Raw genomic sequence first — 15,888 nt, 5'->3', positions numbered from 1 at the left:
AGTCCACTGTGTGAATATTGTTTTATTTTCTCGCTGTAATTAGTTACGCTTATTGAAGCGTGTCTATGAGATAAAACGACTCGGCGCACGTATTAATATTGCAGAATTGACCGAGGGATTCGGCAAATAGTTTGATATTGTTTTTCTAAGATTTTCTAATTGTCGTACGCTGTGTACAGCCTTGTGTCTGTCGGAGGGAGCAAGGCGTGTGGTTGCAGGTTTGTTTTCTTCTTCCTTTGAAATATTCTTGTAGGCTTCGATAACCGACAATATGTCAGTTTCAACACCTTTTATATTAAGATGATTGCAAAACTCTTCTAAAGTAGCATTGCCCATTGCCGCCTTTAGCGCAGACTGGTATGTCTGTGCTTCTACGCCTGTTGTTGCTAATACTACGAGCAGTGCGGTAATGTATTTATTCATCATTTTGCCTTGTTTTCTATCGCTACCGTATAGACATTCTTAATCAACCATTGATGGAAGACACAATTAAATAGCAAGAATAGTGCCACAATTAATATTGGAACAGGAATCTTTTGGAAAAAGCTACCGATAAATCCAATTATGATTGACACTTCCCAAGCCGTCCACCACCAATGTTTCTGCTTGCGTCTGATGCTCTTGACAACCGAAGGAATGAGGAACAGAGCCAACGGATTGAACAAGAATATTATCATATTGAGGCTTACAGAAGGGTGGCAAGAGAATATCATAACAAACAGGAGAAGCCCTATAATGCCCGAAACAGCCATCAGCAGAATGTCCCAACCCCATAAAGCTATTTTCTTTTTATACTCTATGAGCAATACGGAAATAGCAAGAACGGCAAACAGAATTGCAACTTGAAAGGGCGAAATGAAGATGCTTGCCTCTTCTGAAGACTTGCTGGGCTGTAAGAGAACCGATGTTTGCTTTACCAAAGGCTGTCCGTTGTGTATTGCACATTCGATGTATTTGCGTAGGTTATCGGGCAGAAACAGTTTCTGTTCTTCTGTTTTAACAGGCAAATCGGCAGTTACACCTAATAATATATCCTCACCGAACTGTGTCCAAGCGTCGTTTTTGTTCCATTCGTGTATCATTTCACGAAACGAAGGCAAGGGTTTTGTATTGTCAGAAGTATATTTAGTATTGCCATTTAAATAGTCGAGCAGCATGTGTTGTGCCCTTGTGGTGCAATTATCGTAAAAGAAATTGTATCTATACACAACATTCTCGGGAAGCAAGTTCTTCTTTAAGGCAAGGTAAATTTTATATTTTTCGTCCTTGGTGAGGTTCAATACCTGTTCAATAATGCCTCTACCCTCGTATGAATATATGAAAAGCATCTCTTCGGTTGTAGACATGCCAATGCGATAATCGGTCATTCCCAATACGAAACGAGGAATAAAATAAGGTTGTTCAAATGAAAATACACCATAATTGGCAACAAGGTCGTTGCCGTTTGCAATATCGTTGTAGCGAATGGCTGTGTGTCCGTATTGCGCCCACACCTCGTTGCCAGGCGTACAAGTCAAGAGAGAGATTTCAACAGAGTCCGAATAGGTCAATGAATCTGCTTTTGCAGCCAGTGGCAAAACTGATAGCAAAATGCAGACAACTATATATCGAACGAGCTTTTTCATTTGTTTGGCAAAGGTAATGAAAAACTGTGATACCGCAAAGAAACCTTATTAAAAATCAAAATAGTATATAGAATTTCTATGTTATCATTTTTTTTTAATAACTTTGCACTGTTTATATTTTTTGAAATTACAAATAGATGAAGAAAATACTCACAGCAGCACTCTGCGTAGCCTTATCAATTACGGCAATGGCACAGAGCGGCACTAATTCTCCATACAGTCAATTTGGATTAGGAACATTGTCTCCGCAGTCTTCAAGCTTCAACCGTAGTATGAACGGATTGGCATACGGTTTCCACGAACACAACCAGATAAACTTCCAAAATCCTGCTTCATACTCTGCTTTAGATTCACTTTCGTTTATATTCGACGCAGGTGTGAGTTTGCAAATGACCAACTTTGATGAGAATGGGCATAAGAAAAACGCCAACAATGGTAACATAGAGTATATCAACGCAGCCTTTCGGGCTTTCAAGCACGTAGGTGTAAGCTTCGGTTTGATGCCTTATACAAATGTAGGATACAGCTATACAAGCCGTAGTAATGTAAACCCAAAGCCCAATCCATCGTTGCCAGAGCCAACATATTCTAATACTTTTAACGGAACAGGTGGTATAAGACAGGCTTACTTCGGTCTTGGCTGGGAGCCCTTTAAAGGACTTGCCATCGGTGCGAACATTGCTTACCTTTGGGGAAACTTGGAGCGTACCGTCGTGAACAGTTACAGCGACTCGTATATAAACACGCTCTCGAAAACCTATACATACGAAGTAAAGAGTTATAAAGCTGATTTTGGCTTGCAATATACGCAGAAACTGTCTAAAAAGAATGCCATTACTTTAGGCTTGACCTATTCTTTAGGACATAAGCTAAACTCTGATGCAGTGTGCAACATTATATCCAAGAACTCGCAGACAGCTGTGAACGATACAACAAGCTATGCAATAAAAGACGCTTTAAGTCTGCCTCACGTTTTCGGTGTAGGCTTGATGTGGAACCACAACAACCAACTGAAGTTGGGTGTAGACTACCAATTGCAGAAATGGGCAGATATTAAAATGCCACAGTTCAACGTTGTCAATGACAAAGCAAGCTACACGCTTGTGAGCGGACAACTTAAAGATATGCAGAAGCTGACATTGGGTGGAGAATACTGCAAAGGCGAACGCTACCGCAATTTCTTCAGCCAATTGCACTACCGTGCAGGTGTAAGCTATTCTACACCTTATATAATGATAAACAAACAAGACGGGCCAAAGGAAATATCTGCAAGCCTTGGATTGGGCATTCCTATCGTAAACAACTATAACCACAGGAGTTTGCTCAACGTCGGAGTAGAATGGGTGAACAGAAGTGCCACAGGTTTGATAAAAGAAAATATGTTCCGCATCAATGTAGGTCTTACTTTCAACGAACGTTGGTTCGCTAAGTTCAAGGTACGCTAAAACCTGTTATACTTGCATTATGAAACAAAGCAAACTTTTCATCTCTTGTATGATAATTGCTTTATGTGTCATACCCTTTTTGGCTTCGTGCAGCGAAAAACGTGGAAATACAGCCCCTGCCATACACGAGCACGATTCTGTTCCTATCATGACAACATACGGTGTCAATACGTTGATTTCCGATTCAGGAGTCATCAAGTACCGTATCATTGCCGAAGAATGGGAGGTAAACGAGGTAAAGAACCCTTCACGATGGACTTTCAATAAGGGTTTGTTGCTCACACAGTTCGACTTAAAGAAGCGCATCGTAGGGTTTATGCAATGCGACACGGCCATCTATTACGACAAGGAACGCCGTTGGGAACTTCACGGACACGTACAGATTGTAACTGCAAACAACGTGGAATTTTATAGCAGCGAACTATTCTGGGACGAACGGAACCACGAAATATGGTCGCACAAATATTCTCGTATAAAGACTCCCGACAAGGCCTTGGAGGGAAACTGGTTCAAGAGCGACGAGCAAATGACGGTCTATGAAATACGACAAACGAAAGGTTGGGGTATTTTCAATGAGCGTGAATTTGTGCCAAATAGCGACAGAGCAATGTCGATGCCGTCTGCCCCGATAGACACAATGGCTCACAAGAACTTACAAGGAGTAGTATTAAATCGATAAGGAGAAACGTTGGATATTAGTTTAATAATAGGAATTTTAGTGTCTTTGACATTGTCTGCATTCTTTTCAGGAATGGAGATAGCTTTCGTTTCGAGCAACAGAATGCTTGCAGAAATGGACAAAGAGAAGAATGGCTTTGCACAAAGATGCCTGCAAATATTTTATCGCAACCCCAATGGCTTTGTTTCAACAATGCTCGTAGGCAACAATATCGTGTTGGTTTTGTACGGAATATTGTTTGCCGACATCTTCAACGCCACACTCTTCCTGTCCTTTTCGCCCGTCACGCAGGTTGCCTTAAACACCATTCTTTCAACCATTATCGTTGTATTTACTGGCGAATTCATTCCGAAAGTATTGTTTAAAAGCAGCCCCAACGCACTGCTGTCGTTCTTTGCCCCACTCGCTTACCTTTTCTTCATCGTATTGTGGCCTATCAGTCGTTTCTCTACCTTCATATCGCGCATAATGCTAAGAACCATAGGCGTGAAGGTTGATGAAGTGAAAAACGACGGCACTTTCACCAAAGTAGACTTAGATTACCTGCTCCAAAGTTCCATCGAAAACGCAAAAGACGATGGAAAACTGGAAGAGGAAGTAAAGATATTCCAGAACGCATTAGAGTTTACCGACACGAAAGTAAAGGACTGTATGGTGCCTCGCACAGAGATAAAAGCCGTTGATATAACCTGTCCTGTTGCCGAATTGCAGCAGAAATTCATTGAAAGCGGAAACTCCAAGATAGTTGTCTACAAGGACGACATCGACCATATAGAAGGTTATATCCACTCTTCGGAGATGTTCAAGAACCCACAAGTGTGGCACGACCATATCCGAAAAATGCCTTTCGTGCCCGAAACAATGACTGCCCAAAAGCTGATGCATATGTTCCTGCAGCAGAAGAAGAGCCTTGGCGTGGTTGTAGACGAGTTCGGCGGAACCAGCGGAATTGTTTCGTTGGAGGATATTGTAGAGGAAATCTTTGGCGACATTGAAGACGAACACGACAATGCAAAGTACATAGCAAAGAAGATTGCAGACAACGAATACATTCTCTCTGCTCGTTTAGAGATAGAAAAGGTGAACGATATGTTCGATTTGGATTTGCCGAAAAGCGATGACTATATGACCATAAGCGGCTTTATACTCCACGAATACCAGAGCTTCCCGAAATTAAACGAATTAGTTAAAATAGGGAAATATGAGTTTAAAATAATCAAGAATACAATGACGAAAATAGAACTTGTGAAGCTAAAAGTTAGCGTTTAGCGCATTTTCTTCGGTAATTATTACTTTAATTATCTTTTTATTTGTATTTTTGTACGCAATTTTTGCACTGATAAAGAAATAAATCAAAAAAAATAAATAAAATAAAAAATGGCAGCATTAGGAAAAATCAGACGCAGAGGCATCACGCTGATTGTTATAATCGGCTTGGGTCTTTTTGCATTTATTGCTGAAGAGGCTTTCCGTTCTTGTAACGGTATCAAAGGCGAAGCACGACAACAAGTGGGCGAAGTCTTAGGAGAGAAAATCAACGTGCAAGACTATCAGAAGCTCGTTGACGAGTATCAGGACGCTATCAAGTTCACAATGCAACGCGACAACTTGTCAGAGAGTGAACTCAATCAGGTGAAAGACCAAGTTTGGCAGCAGATGGTAACGAACCACGTACTCGAAGCTGACGCAAAGAAAGTTGGCTTGACTGTTACCGAACAAGAGTTGCAGAACGTTCTCAACGAAGGTACAGACCCAATGTTATCGCAAACTCCTTTCATCAACCAGCAGACAGGACGTTTCGATGTAAACGCATTGAAGCAGTTTATCGACGCTTACAACAAGGCAAAAACTGCAAATCCACAGCAGGCAGAACAGATGAAGACAGCCTACAACTATTGGATGTTTGTAGAAAAGAACCTCCGTTCACAGCTCTTGGGTCAGAAATTCCAGGCACTTTATGCAAGCTGCGTTCTCTCTAACAAGGCTGAAGCTAAACTTGCCTTCAACGACGAGAACGAAGAAGCACAGGTGCAGTTGGCTTCAATGGCATACACTTCTGTGAAAGATGCTGACGTGAAATACACTGACGAAGACTTGAAGGCTAAGTACGAAGAACTGAAGCCAATGTTCCGTCAGACCATCGAGACCCGCGACGTGAAGTATGTAGACTTCCAGATTTTGCCAAGCCAGGCAGACCGCAACGCTATTGTAAAGGAAATGAACGCTTACCAACAGCAGTTGGCAACAGCAGCCGACCCAGCACTCGTTATCAGCAAGAGCGGCAGCCAGATTCCTTACATCGGCTTGCCAGTAAGCAGCAGTGCTTATCAGGCATATTCTGACATTGCAGGAAAGATTGACTCTTTGAGCGTTGGAACAACAAACGTTACAGAGAACAAGGAAGACAACACATTGAATATTATCCGTGTTCTAAGCAAAGAACAGTTGCCAGACTCTGTTCAGTTCCGCCAAATCCAAGTTGCTGCAGCAACAAAGGAACAAGCTGTTGCAAAGGCCGACTCTATCCAAAAGGCGTTGGCAGGTGGCGCAGACTTTGAAGCCATTGCCAAGCGTTACGGCCAGACAGGCGAAAAGGTATGGTTCACAGGTCAGCAATACGAACACGCTACAACAATGAACCAAGACAACCGTCAGTACATCACAGCCATTATGAATGGCGAAGTAAACGGTGTCCAGAACTTGGCACTTAGTCAAGGCAACGTAATTCTTCAGGTACTCGACAAGAAGGCTATGAAGACAAAGACCAATGCTGCGATTATCAAGAAGACCATCGACTTCTCTAAGGAAACCCGCAGTGCAGCTTTCAACAAGTTCTCTGAATATGTTGCCAAAGGCACAACACTTGCTGAATTGGAAAAGAACGCAGCAAAATATGGCTACAAGGTACAGGAAAACAAGAACATAACTACTGCCGAGCACTACCTCGCAGGCATTCACGCTACCCGCGATGCCTTGAAGTGGGTGTTCGAAGCTAAGGAAGGCGACGTTTCTCCACTTTACGAGTGTGGCGACAACGACCACTTTATGGTTGTGGCATTGACAAAGATTCACCCACAAGGCTATCGTTCATGGGACGATGCTGAAGTAAAGGAAATCTTGAAGCGCGAAGTTATCAAAGACAAGAAGGCAGAACAGTTCATCTCTAAGCTCAACGGTCTGAACAGCATCGCTGCAGCACAAGCCAAGGGTGCCAAGGTTAGCGAAGTAAACCAAATCACTTTCGCTGCCCCAGCCTTTGTTCAAGCTACTGGTGCTACCGAGCCAGCACTCTCTGGTGCAGTGGCAGCAACAGCCGCAGGCAAGTTCTCTAAGAAGCCAGTTAAGGGCAATGCAGGTGTATATGTATTCCAAGTAGTGAAGAAGGCAATGCGCCCAGGCGTTAAATACGACGAAGCTAAGCAGATGCAAATGTGTATGCAGCAGAATATGCAGGCTGCAAGCACCTTCATGCAAGACTTGGTGTTGAACGCAAAGGTAGTAGACAATCGCTACTTGTTCTTCTAAGAACATAAACTAACACATTATATATAAGGTGGATTTGCTTGTCAAGTCCACCTTGTTTTATTTCCATACCTCGCAACTGCCTACAAGTAGCTTTCCTTTTTCATGCTCCAAACAGATACTTGAAATCGCCCTCGTTTTGTAAAGAAAATTCCCTTGAAAAACAGCAATTTCGTTTTGACGTTGCGAAAGCGGCTCTTTTGCACGCCAAAACAGCCGCTTTTACCTTGCAAAACCTACGCTTTTGGAATGCAAAACAATAGGTTTTGTAACATACTGATAACAAGTTAGTTAAACAATAGACACGCTTGCGAAAATGTTTTACACGTTTTCACCCTCTTTCCCCTACTTTCATAATGTTCTGTGCCATATTTTTAGTTTTAGCAGACAGCAACCATAAAATATCAGCAATAAATTTGGGATATTCCATTTTTTGTATGTATCTTTGCATTCGCTTTTGCCGATATGGCTCAGTTGGTAGAGCAACGCATTCGTAATGCGTAGGTCCCCGGTTCGAGTCCGGGTATCGGCTCTTCGTCGAAGAAGGGTTTCTACAAAAGCAAAAACACAGACTTCAATACAAATCAAAATCTACAAGCGGAATTAGCACATCGGTAGTGCACGGGCTTCCCAAGCCTGGGAGGCGGGTTCGACTCCCGTATTCCGCTCTTCCTCCCACCTTTTCATTCGCTTGCTGTAAACATATCTGTAAATGAGAACTAGGCTTTATCATCAGAAACACGCTCAAACTTTTTTCCTTTCCTTATACTTTTGTTCTGAAACTTTTTTACCTTTGTATTTGAAAAATAACAATTAAAAATTAAATTATGAATAGTAACGACCAAAAAATCTTAGATGAAATTGAACGAGCTGCTAAAAAGTTTAGCAATTATTTAGTGAATCATCTAAACCGCACTGACCTAAATGGCCATGACAATATAAAAAAATACCAAAAAGTTATTTGTGCCGAATTAAACAAAACAGTACCCGATTACTTATGGTACAGTGAATATAAAGCTATTCCATTGACACAAGATAGAATTGACATCTATGGAAAACCTAAAAGAAACAAAAATAAGCAGGTAGTTATAGAGATTGACGCCAGTCGTAAAGATCAGATTGCAACTAAATTTATGTCGCGATTAAGTCTTGTCGGATTAAATAAACCATTGCTTTATGTAGCCTTGTTATACCCAGATACCCAAAGAGACATAAATACCTGCAAAAAATATATTAAATACGCCTATAAGATTGCAAAAAAAATCAATAACAAATCTTCTGCAATAGGTGTGTTTGTAGATGTTAATAAAATAACAGGAAGTTCTAAAACTAAAGATTATGTTGAGGTGTGGGATTGTAATCGGAGAATGAATATCTATACTGATTCTACATCTAATAATATTCTCAAAGGTATGACAAAATGTATTTCAGAAGTCATTAAGAAATATATCAAAGAGAAGCAGAAACAGTTAAATGAAAGAATAAAACTTTTTATTACGAAGATCTTGTAGCCAATTTTAATTCTCACTTAAGTATTATTAGTAATAGTAAAGGTAAGAACAGATATCACAACACAGGTGTTCAACTCCCAATAAAGACAGGCAGTATTGCTACAGTATTCACCTATACACAATGGCGCCAAACGAAAATGTCGTGGAACAGATTTCTTACTCTTTGTGAAAAGAAAGGCATAAAGATAAATCAAGTATGGAAAAGGATATAATATCAATAATCCTTTAAGAGATATTACATTTACAGGAATAGTTCAAAAAGCTATTGGTATGAAGTTCTTGTAGTTTAAGTCCACAAAATGAAATAATTCCTTTCTATTTCATTCGCATAGCGAACTGCACAAATGAAAGATACAAGAAACAATTCCCTCAACTAAAAGATACAAACTATAAAGATATCTTCTATAATCTGCTTATAAATCAAAAAGCTGGAAAGAATGGTTTTCTTTCCAGCTTTAATTGTTTATGCCAAATATGTGGCAAACGTTATTCGCCGCACACTCGCTTATATTGCTCTATGAGCCATTGCTTCTGTTCGGCTATGCTGATATGGCTATTATCCAGCTCGATGGCATCATCGGCTTTGCGCATAGGCGACACTTCGCGATGCGAGTCTATATAGTCGCGTTGCTTTACGTTCTCCAATATCTCCTCGAAGTCAGCTTCCATGCCCTTTGCCTTGAGTTCATCGTAACGACGCTGCGCTCTTACTTCAGCCGAAGCCGTTACAAATATCTTCAGTTCGGCATTCGGGAATACCACCGTACCAACATCACGGCCGTCCATAACGATGCCTTTGTCTTCGCCCATCTTCTGCTGTTGCGCAACAAGTGCTGCACGCACAAACGGAACGGCTGCAATAGGGCTGACATGCGACGATACTTCCATCGTGCGGATTTCGCTCTCTACATTCTCATTGTTAAGATAGGTGTCGGGGCGACCCGTTTCCTTGTTGAGCTTGAAACTTATATTTATATTCGGAATTTCGGCTTCCAATTGAGGCAGGTTGATTGTGCCATCTGCACGAAACAGTCCGTGCCGCAGGGCATAAAGCGTTACACAACGATACATTGCGCCCGTATCTACGTAAACATAACCCAATTCGCATGCCAAATCCTTTGCCATTGTGCTCTTTCCACACGAAGAGAAGCCGTCAATGGCAATTGTTATCTTCTTCATCTAATATCTGTTCTTTTTGTTTCTTATTCCTATAATATTAAAGTGTGTAGGCGAAATTCACCATAATGGAGTTGCTCGATGCGTGGTATTTACCATACGATACATTCAGCTTGAAGCGTTCGAGGTTGATGCCTCCACCAACACTGAAACCTGCTCCGTGGCTGCTTTCATCGTCGCCAACTCCCACTTTCATATCGTTTCCTCTACGGAAATTGTAGCCACCGCCTACCCATAGACTTTCTGAAAGCAGAATTTCAGCACCCAGATTCAGGTGGTTTATAAATCGGTAATCGTAATGCGTAAGGTCTACGAGCGTAGCCGACACACGCACAGGAAGCGCAGCAAACGTTTTGCTGACACCTATTTGCAGGTCGAAAGGCATTTTTCCGAAATTGTCATCATACGCCTTTACCTGTCCGCCAAGGTTCTTTGCAACAGCCGACACCGACCATTCGCGCTCTGGGTCGTACCAATTCAAGCCCAAATCCACGCCCACGGCTATGCTGTTATAACTTCCAATATACGATGTTATGAACTTTCCTGTGATGCCACCGACCAAGTTGCGTGCCAATTCATAGGCGAAAACAGCCTCAACAGCAATCTCGCTTGCACTGAACTCGCCCGTCTGCACGTTGTTCTCGTCTACTTCTTTCATCTTTCCGTAGTTCATATACTGAATGCCGCCGGCAAGCGTAGCCTTATCGTTCATTGCTCTCGTGAAAGAAGCTCCCATATAGTTTGCTCCCTTCATATAGTTCATATAGCTGAGCCCAAGTGTTCTATCGCTGACCGATGCCGCCAAGGCTGGGTTCGAAAACATAAGCGAAGGGTCGTCCTCTATAATCGATATATTGTTGCCACCCAATGCAGCAGCACGCGCACTGACAGGTAAACGCAGGAAGTTGTATTCCGTTTGACTTTCCTGTGCTTGCGATATGGTTGAGAATAACCCAAGAAAAAGGGCGAAAACAAGCTTTTTCATTTAATGTACTTTAATTTATTGGCAAAGATACATCTTTTTCCGAATATCTTATTAATTTTGTCTGTCGATTATGCAGTCGGCATATAAAACTCTTAGCTTATTGCCCTGCATATAGCATATAACGTTGTATGACGGGATTTAGTGTTTAGATGTGGAAACAAAGAAGTCAAATAATGCAGATTTAGAGAACAAGCGTTGGATAAGATTTGTGCTTGGTCTGACAGTCGCATTGTCTGTTTTCTTTGTTGCAATAGAGTATTCCACACAAGGAGACGAGGAGAAACAAGCGAATGCCAACCTACTGAAAGACCTGAAACTGCACGACCAAGAGATGCTGCCCGCTATCGACCAACAGAACTTGGCGAAAGAGAAAGACGAAAGAAAGCCCACTCTTGAGGATATGCTAAACGTTAAACGGAGCGATATTCCGCAAAAGGTTACACCCCACGAAGTGGGCAATACAGAGTCGAACGACGAAAGAACAGCTGCACCAAACATCAGCGATACGCCAATCCTTACGCAGCAGGAGAGCAACCTACCCGACCCTACCAAGGTGGAAGAGGTGGATAAAAAGGAAACCAACAAGTTTACAGAAGACGATGCAGACAAGAGAATAGAACGCTACGACGACAAGGTAAGCAAGCGCATTCTGTCTGAAACGCCAACTCCGCCAGGCGGTTGGAGCTTTTTTATGACGTGGCTCACCAAGAATATAAAGTATCCTGACACTGCCAAGCAAGCCAAACAGCAAGGCACAGTGAGCGTTACCTTCATTGTAAACGCCGACGGAACCGTGAGCGACATTAAGGTTAAAGAAGCAAAGAATACCGATTTTGAGCAAGAAGTATTGAAAGTTGTGCGCACAATGGGCAAATGGAAGCCCGGCATACAAAATAATAAACCTTGCAAATCGTTATTAGAAATACCCATCGTGTTTAGTTTGTAAGTAGCAACTACTTGCCTGCAAGACAATTAAAATTCAATTCAGATAATATAAAATCCATTTCGATATGTACACATCTAAGGAACTTTTGGAAATTGTAAACCATTATTTAGACAGCCTTGCCTACGACCGTAAGCCTGCAAGCCTATACGAACCCATTAAATATGTATTGGATTTAGGCGGCAAACGCATACGTCCTATCCTGATGTTGTTGAGTTACAACCTATACAAAGATAATCCGAAAGACATTCTGTCGGCTGCTTGTGCATTGGAAACCTATCATAACTATACGCTTCTGCACGACGACCTCATGGACGAAGCTCCATTAAGACGCGGACAACAAACCGTACACAAGAAGTGGAACGACAACCAAGCCGTGCTTTCAGGCGACTCTATGTTGGTCTTGGCTTACGAACGATTGGCTAAATGCGACACGAAACACCTTGAAGCAGCCCTGCATCTCTTCACCGAAACGGCATTACAGATAGGCGAAGGACAGCAATACGATATGGAATTTGAGATGCGTAACGATGTTACAGTAGAGGAATACATCGAGATGATACGCCTTAAAACCAGTGTGTTGCTTGCTTGTGCAACAAAGATGGGGGCTATCTTAGCCGATGCAAGCAAGGAAGATGCAGAGAACCTGTACAAGTTTGGCGAACAAATAGGATTGGCTTTCCAGCTCCAAGACGATTATCTCGATGTGTACGGCGATGCGAAAGTGTTCGGAAAGAAGATTGGAGGCGACATAACATCGAACAAAAAGACTTATATGCTCATCACCGCTTTCAACCAAGCAAATGCTGAACAGAGAGCCGAACTCGAAAAGTGGATTAACAAGAGCGACTTCGACACCGAAGAAAAAATTGCTGCCGTAACACGGTTGTACAACGAAATCGGTGTAGATAAACTCGCTAAAGAGAAGATGGGCTTCTATTACGAGCAGGGAAAGAAGTTCCTTGATGCTGTAAAACTGCCCGATGAACGGAAGGAAGCATTGGTAGCATACGCAGCAGAAATGATGAAACGCCAAAGATAAGTTCCGTCTATCTTTGCTCATTTACATTTAATCACCGTTCCTTATATGCCGTACAGACGTTTACCCAAGACTGATGCAGCCCGACTGAAGGCACTGAAGACACTATTGGACAACAATGATATTTACACCGTAAGAAACAAATTCATTGATTGGAAACTGATAAATAGTGCCCAACCGCTTCACGACCGCTTGCTCACAGCCACCGAACAATATAGAATATCGATGTCGGCGCAAGTCAGGAATGCAAAGAAGATGGACGGTCTGCAGTATCGCGCCAGTATGTATCTTAGCCATTTCATACAGGTTTTGCTGATGTCGGTAGAGCGTGGAGAAATAAAACGGAAGCAGCTGCCGCTCTACGGACTAAACGAAGACGCAACGTCGCTGCCCAATATAAAATCTGCCGACGGGCTGTTGCTATGGGGACCGCAAATCATTGCAGGCGAAAAAGAAAGGGTAAAGCAAGGTGGAAAACCCATTTACAACCCTTCGATAGGAATGGTGGCAACGCATTTCGACATTTACAACGAAGCCTATACGGCACAACGGAAACTGCAAGAGCGCACCAACAAAGACAATCAAGTAATGGCAAAGCTGCGTCCGACCATCGACGAACTGATTTTAGAGCTGTGGAACGTCATTGAAGCGCACTTTGCAGACCTCCCCCCTAAAGAGCGATACGACCAATGCCGTAAGTTCGGTGTTATATATTATTATAGGAGAAACGAGGAAAAGCTGTAACAAACGACGACAGCAAAGACTGCAACCGACTATAATAAACAAAGATAAAACATTGCAATTAAGAAGAATATGATAATAGATACACACACGCACTTAGATGGAATAGAATTTAAAGAGGACATTCAAGAGGTGGTGGAACGAGCCAAAAGCGTTGGCGTTTCAAAGGTTTTCGTGCCTGCAATCGACTTAAACTCTATCGAAATGATGGGCAATGTCTGCAAGCAATTTCCCGATTTCGCCTATCCGATGTTGGGTTTGCACCCCGAAGAAGTAAAGGCTGACTATCGGGAAGTGCTCGAAAAGATGAAAGCAGTGCTGCTTGCAGACCACAACTACATTGCTGTCGGCGAAGTGGGATTGGACTTTTATTGGAGCAGAGAGTTTGAGAAAGAGCAGTTAGAGGCTTTTGAAGAACAGGTAAAATGGTCGGTCGAAACACGTTTGCCGTTGATGATACACTGCAGAAAGGCACAAAACGAAATGGTAAAAATACTCAGAAAGTATCAAGACCAGCTTCCAGGCGGCGTTTTCCACTGTTTTACGGGAAACGAAAAAGAGGCGGCAGAGTTGCTGACGTTCAACAATTTCGTATTGGGAATAGGCGGAGTGCTTACCTTCAAGAAGGCAAACCTTCCTGAAACATTGAAGTCTGTCCCCCTGCAACGCATTGTTCTCGAAACCGATTCGCCCTATATGGCACCCGTTCCATTGCGTGGAAAGCGCAACGAAAGTTCGTTCTTGGTGCACGTTGTCGCTAAATTGGCAGAAGTATATGGCACAACGGAGAACGAAATAGCCACACAAACGAACAAGAACGTAGAACGGATATTCGGCTTTTGCTAAGTTCTGAATGCACTAAACTTTATATCTTACTTGCTTATGGTTTCTCATCTTGGTCTGAAAGGCATTTTACTGATAGCATTTGTCTATGTAGCAACACAGGCAGAAGCTATTGAAAAAGACTCAATACGGCATTGGGGCTTCACCGTAAGTGTGATGAAAAGCGAAATTATTGCTTTAGATAAAAACCAACGCAAATACTTAAAAGAGAAAGAAAATGGCTCTGTTGCATTGGAACTGAACCATATCAATCTCCCTTCCGACCACGATTCATACGCAAAAGATTACAACTACCCTTCCCTATCCATCGGTTTACGCTACACGATGAACAACCGTGTGCTCTTTCATCGCACTCCCGATTTAGCTTGGGATAAGATAGAAGAAGTTCCATACGACTCCCGCTTAGGCAATACACTCTCGCTGTACGGCACTTTCCAACGCGCCATACACCGCAACAAGCACTGGGAAACGTCCTATTCGTTAAGCGGTGGAGTTGGCTATACCAACAAATGGTACAATAAAGACAACAATATAGACAACGACTTCATAGGAACGCCCATCCTTATATACTTTGGAGCAGGCATTCATCAAACCTATCGCTTTGCCCGAGAATGGGGTGTAAGAGCCAGCTTAGAGTTTGTCCATCATAGCAACGGCGCACTCTATCGTCCAAACAAAGGCTCAAATTGTGTAGGTCCGTCGGTCGGAATTGTTTATTATCCTTATTACGAAACATTCATCAGAGAGCACGGCAGCTTCCAATCAGCACCCTTCAAAAAGTTTCTGTACCTTGACTTAACAGCGGGTATTGGTGCCAAGACTTTGGTCGAAGATTGGCAAATAACACAATTCCGCACGCCAAAAACAGACCCCAACTACCGCACTGGAGATTTCAAACGATACGCAACCTATTCACTGCAGGCTAATTTAATGTACCGTTATGCACGCAGATGGGCGTCGGGTATAGGCATAGATGCCTTCTACAACACATACGCACCACACATAGAGCAATTGGAACGGAAAGAAGGCAACAACATAGATTGTAAGCCTTGGTCGTTTGGCATTGCAGGGAAACACGAAACTTTCTTTCATAACCTATCGGTAAACGTTGCCTTAGGAACCTATTTGTATCGAAGAATGGGCTCAATAGATAGGGAATTAGGCGGAAGAATATACGAACGGATTGGCGTAAACTATTCGTTTCCATCGCTAAATGGACTTAAATTAGGCATCAACGTAAAGGCGCATACCACAAAGGCAGACTTTACCGAACTTGTCATAACCTACCCTTTCCGCCTTTAAAAGTAGCTCGATAGGCAGGTTCTAAAGCACATTTATTATGTAAGTTCGGCATAAGAAAAGCAGATTGAGCAAGCAAT

Annotated in this window: 14 protein-coding genes and 2 tRNA genes; 12 read left to right on the top strand and 4 right to left on the bottom strand. The window is 42.4% G+C overall.

What is annotated here, in order from left to right; translation table 11 throughout:
• Positions 1-63: 63 nt before the first annotated feature.
• Complete coding sequence (locus tag BWX39_RS09630; protein ID WP_036860427.1) at positions 64-426, bottom strand: hypothetical protein; 363 nt, start codon at positions 424-426, stop codon at positions 64-66.
• Entirely contained in the window at positions 423-1,625 is a 1,203-nt protein-coding gene (locus BWX39_RS09625) for an Lnb N-terminal periplasmic domain-containing protein (RefSeq protein WP_028905311.1), read from the bottom strand. Before BWX39_RS09625 ends, BWX39_RS09630 begins: the two co-directional genes overlap by 4 nt.
• 137 nt (positions 1,626-1,762) lie before the next feature.
• On the opposite strand from BWX39_RS09625, the gene BWX39_RS09620 reads away from it, so the two are divergent.
• From BWX39_RS09620 to BWX39_RS09590, 7 genes are all read left to right on the top strand, one after another.
• A complete protein-coding gene (locus BWX39_RS09620; RefSeq protein WP_028905312.1) occupies positions 1,763-3,070 on the top strand; it encodes a hypothetical protein in 1,308 nt (435 codons plus the stop codon).
• Between the two features lie 19 nt (positions 3,071-3,089).
• The gene (gene lptC / locus BWX39_RS09615; RefSeq protein ID WP_028905313.1) at positions 3,090-3,749 is read left to right on the top strand and encodes an LPS export ABC transporter periplasmic protein LptC; all 660 of its coding nucleotides are present in this window, start codon (positions 3,090-3,092) and stop codon (positions 3,747-3,749) included.
• Between the two features lie 9 nt (positions 3,750-3,758).
• Positions 3,759-5,018, top strand: a complete 1,260-nt coding sequence (locus tag BWX39_RS09610; RefSeq protein WP_028905314.1) for a hemolysin family protein — start codon at positions 3,759-3,761, stop codon at positions 5,016-5,018.
• 108 nt (positions 5,019-5,126) lie between these two features.
• Positions 5,127-7,274: a peptidylprolyl isomerase gene (locus tag BWX39_RS09605; RefSeq protein WP_028905315.1), complete on the top strand. Its 2,148-nt coding sequence runs from the start codon at positions 5,127-5,129 to the stop codon at positions 7,272-7,274.
• A 456-nt stretch (positions 7,275-7,730) separates the two neighbouring features.
• Positions 7,731-7,803, top strand: a tRNA-Thr gene (locus tag BWX39_RS09600).
• Between the two features lie 65 nt (positions 7,804-7,868).
• Positions 7,869-7,939, top strand: a tRNA-Gly gene (locus BWX39_RS09595).
• Positions 7,940-8,098: 159 nt separating this feature from the next.
• On the top strand, positions 8,099-8,782 hold the full coding sequence (locus BWX39_RS09590; protein ID WP_028905316.1) for a hypothetical protein: 684 nt from the start codon (positions 8,099-8,101) through the stop codon (positions 8,780-8,782).
• A 486-nt stretch (positions 8,783-9,268) separates the two neighbouring features.
• Here BWX39_RS09590 and cmk read toward each other — a convergent pair whose 3' ends face one another.
• Both cmk and porQ read right to left on the bottom strand, forming a co-directional pair.
• The gene (gene cmk / locus BWX39_RS09585) at positions 9,269-9,961 is read right to left on the bottom strand and encodes a (d)CMP kinase (RefSeq protein ID WP_028905317.1); all 693 of its coding nucleotides are present in this window, start codon (positions 9,959-9,961) and stop codon (positions 9,269-9,271) included.
• A gap of 37 nt (positions 9,962-9,998) precedes the next feature.
• Positions 9,999-10,943, bottom strand: a complete 945-nt coding sequence (gene porQ / locus BWX39_RS09580) for a type IX secretion system protein PorQ (protein WP_028905318.1) — start codon at positions 10,941-10,943, stop codon at positions 9,999-10,001.
• Positions 10,944-11,094: 151 nt separating this feature from the next.
• Between porQ and BWX39_RS09575 the strand changes: the two genes are divergently transcribed.
• From BWX39_RS09575 to BWX39_RS09555, 5 genes are all read left to right on the top strand, one after another.
• A complete protein-coding gene (locus tag BWX39_RS09575) occupies positions 11,095-11,889 on the top strand; it encodes an energy transducer TonB (protein ID WP_028905319.1) in 795 nt (264 codons plus the stop codon).
• A 64-nt stretch (positions 11,890-11,953) separates the two neighbouring features.
• Complete coding sequence (locus BWX39_RS09570) at positions 11,954-12,928, top strand: polyprenyl synthetase family protein (protein ID WP_028905320.1); 975 nt, start codon at positions 11,954-11,956, stop codon at positions 12,926-12,928.
• Between the two features lie 45 nt (positions 12,929-12,973).
• Positions 12,974-13,669, top strand: a complete 696-nt coding sequence (locus tag BWX39_RS09565) for a hypothetical protein (RefSeq protein ID WP_028905321.1) — start codon at positions 12,974-12,976, stop codon at positions 13,667-13,669.
• A 69-nt stretch (positions 13,670-13,738) separates the two neighbouring features.
• Positions 13,739-14,512, top strand: a complete 774-nt coding sequence (locus BWX39_RS09560) for a TatD family hydrolase (RefSeq protein ID WP_028905322.1) — start codon at positions 13,739-13,741, stop codon at positions 14,510-14,512.
• A 36-nt stretch (positions 14,513-14,548) separates the two neighbouring features.
• On the top strand, positions 14,549-15,811 hold the full coding sequence (locus tag BWX39_RS09555) for an acyloxyacyl hydrolase (protein WP_028905323.1): 1,263 nt from the start codon (positions 14,549-14,551) through the stop codon (positions 15,809-15,811).
• Positions 15,812-15,888: the final 77 nt, after the last annotated feature.

Origin of the sequence: Prevotella intermedia ATCC 25611 = DSM 20706 (assembly GCF_001953955.1) — a bacterium.
Classification (GTDB): domain Bacteria; phylum Bacteroidota; class Bacteroidia; order Bacteroidales; family Bacteroidaceae; genus Prevotella; species Prevotella intermedia.
Note: the sequence above shows the minus strand (reverse complement) of the source record. Positions and strands in the feature narration are given on the sequence as shown.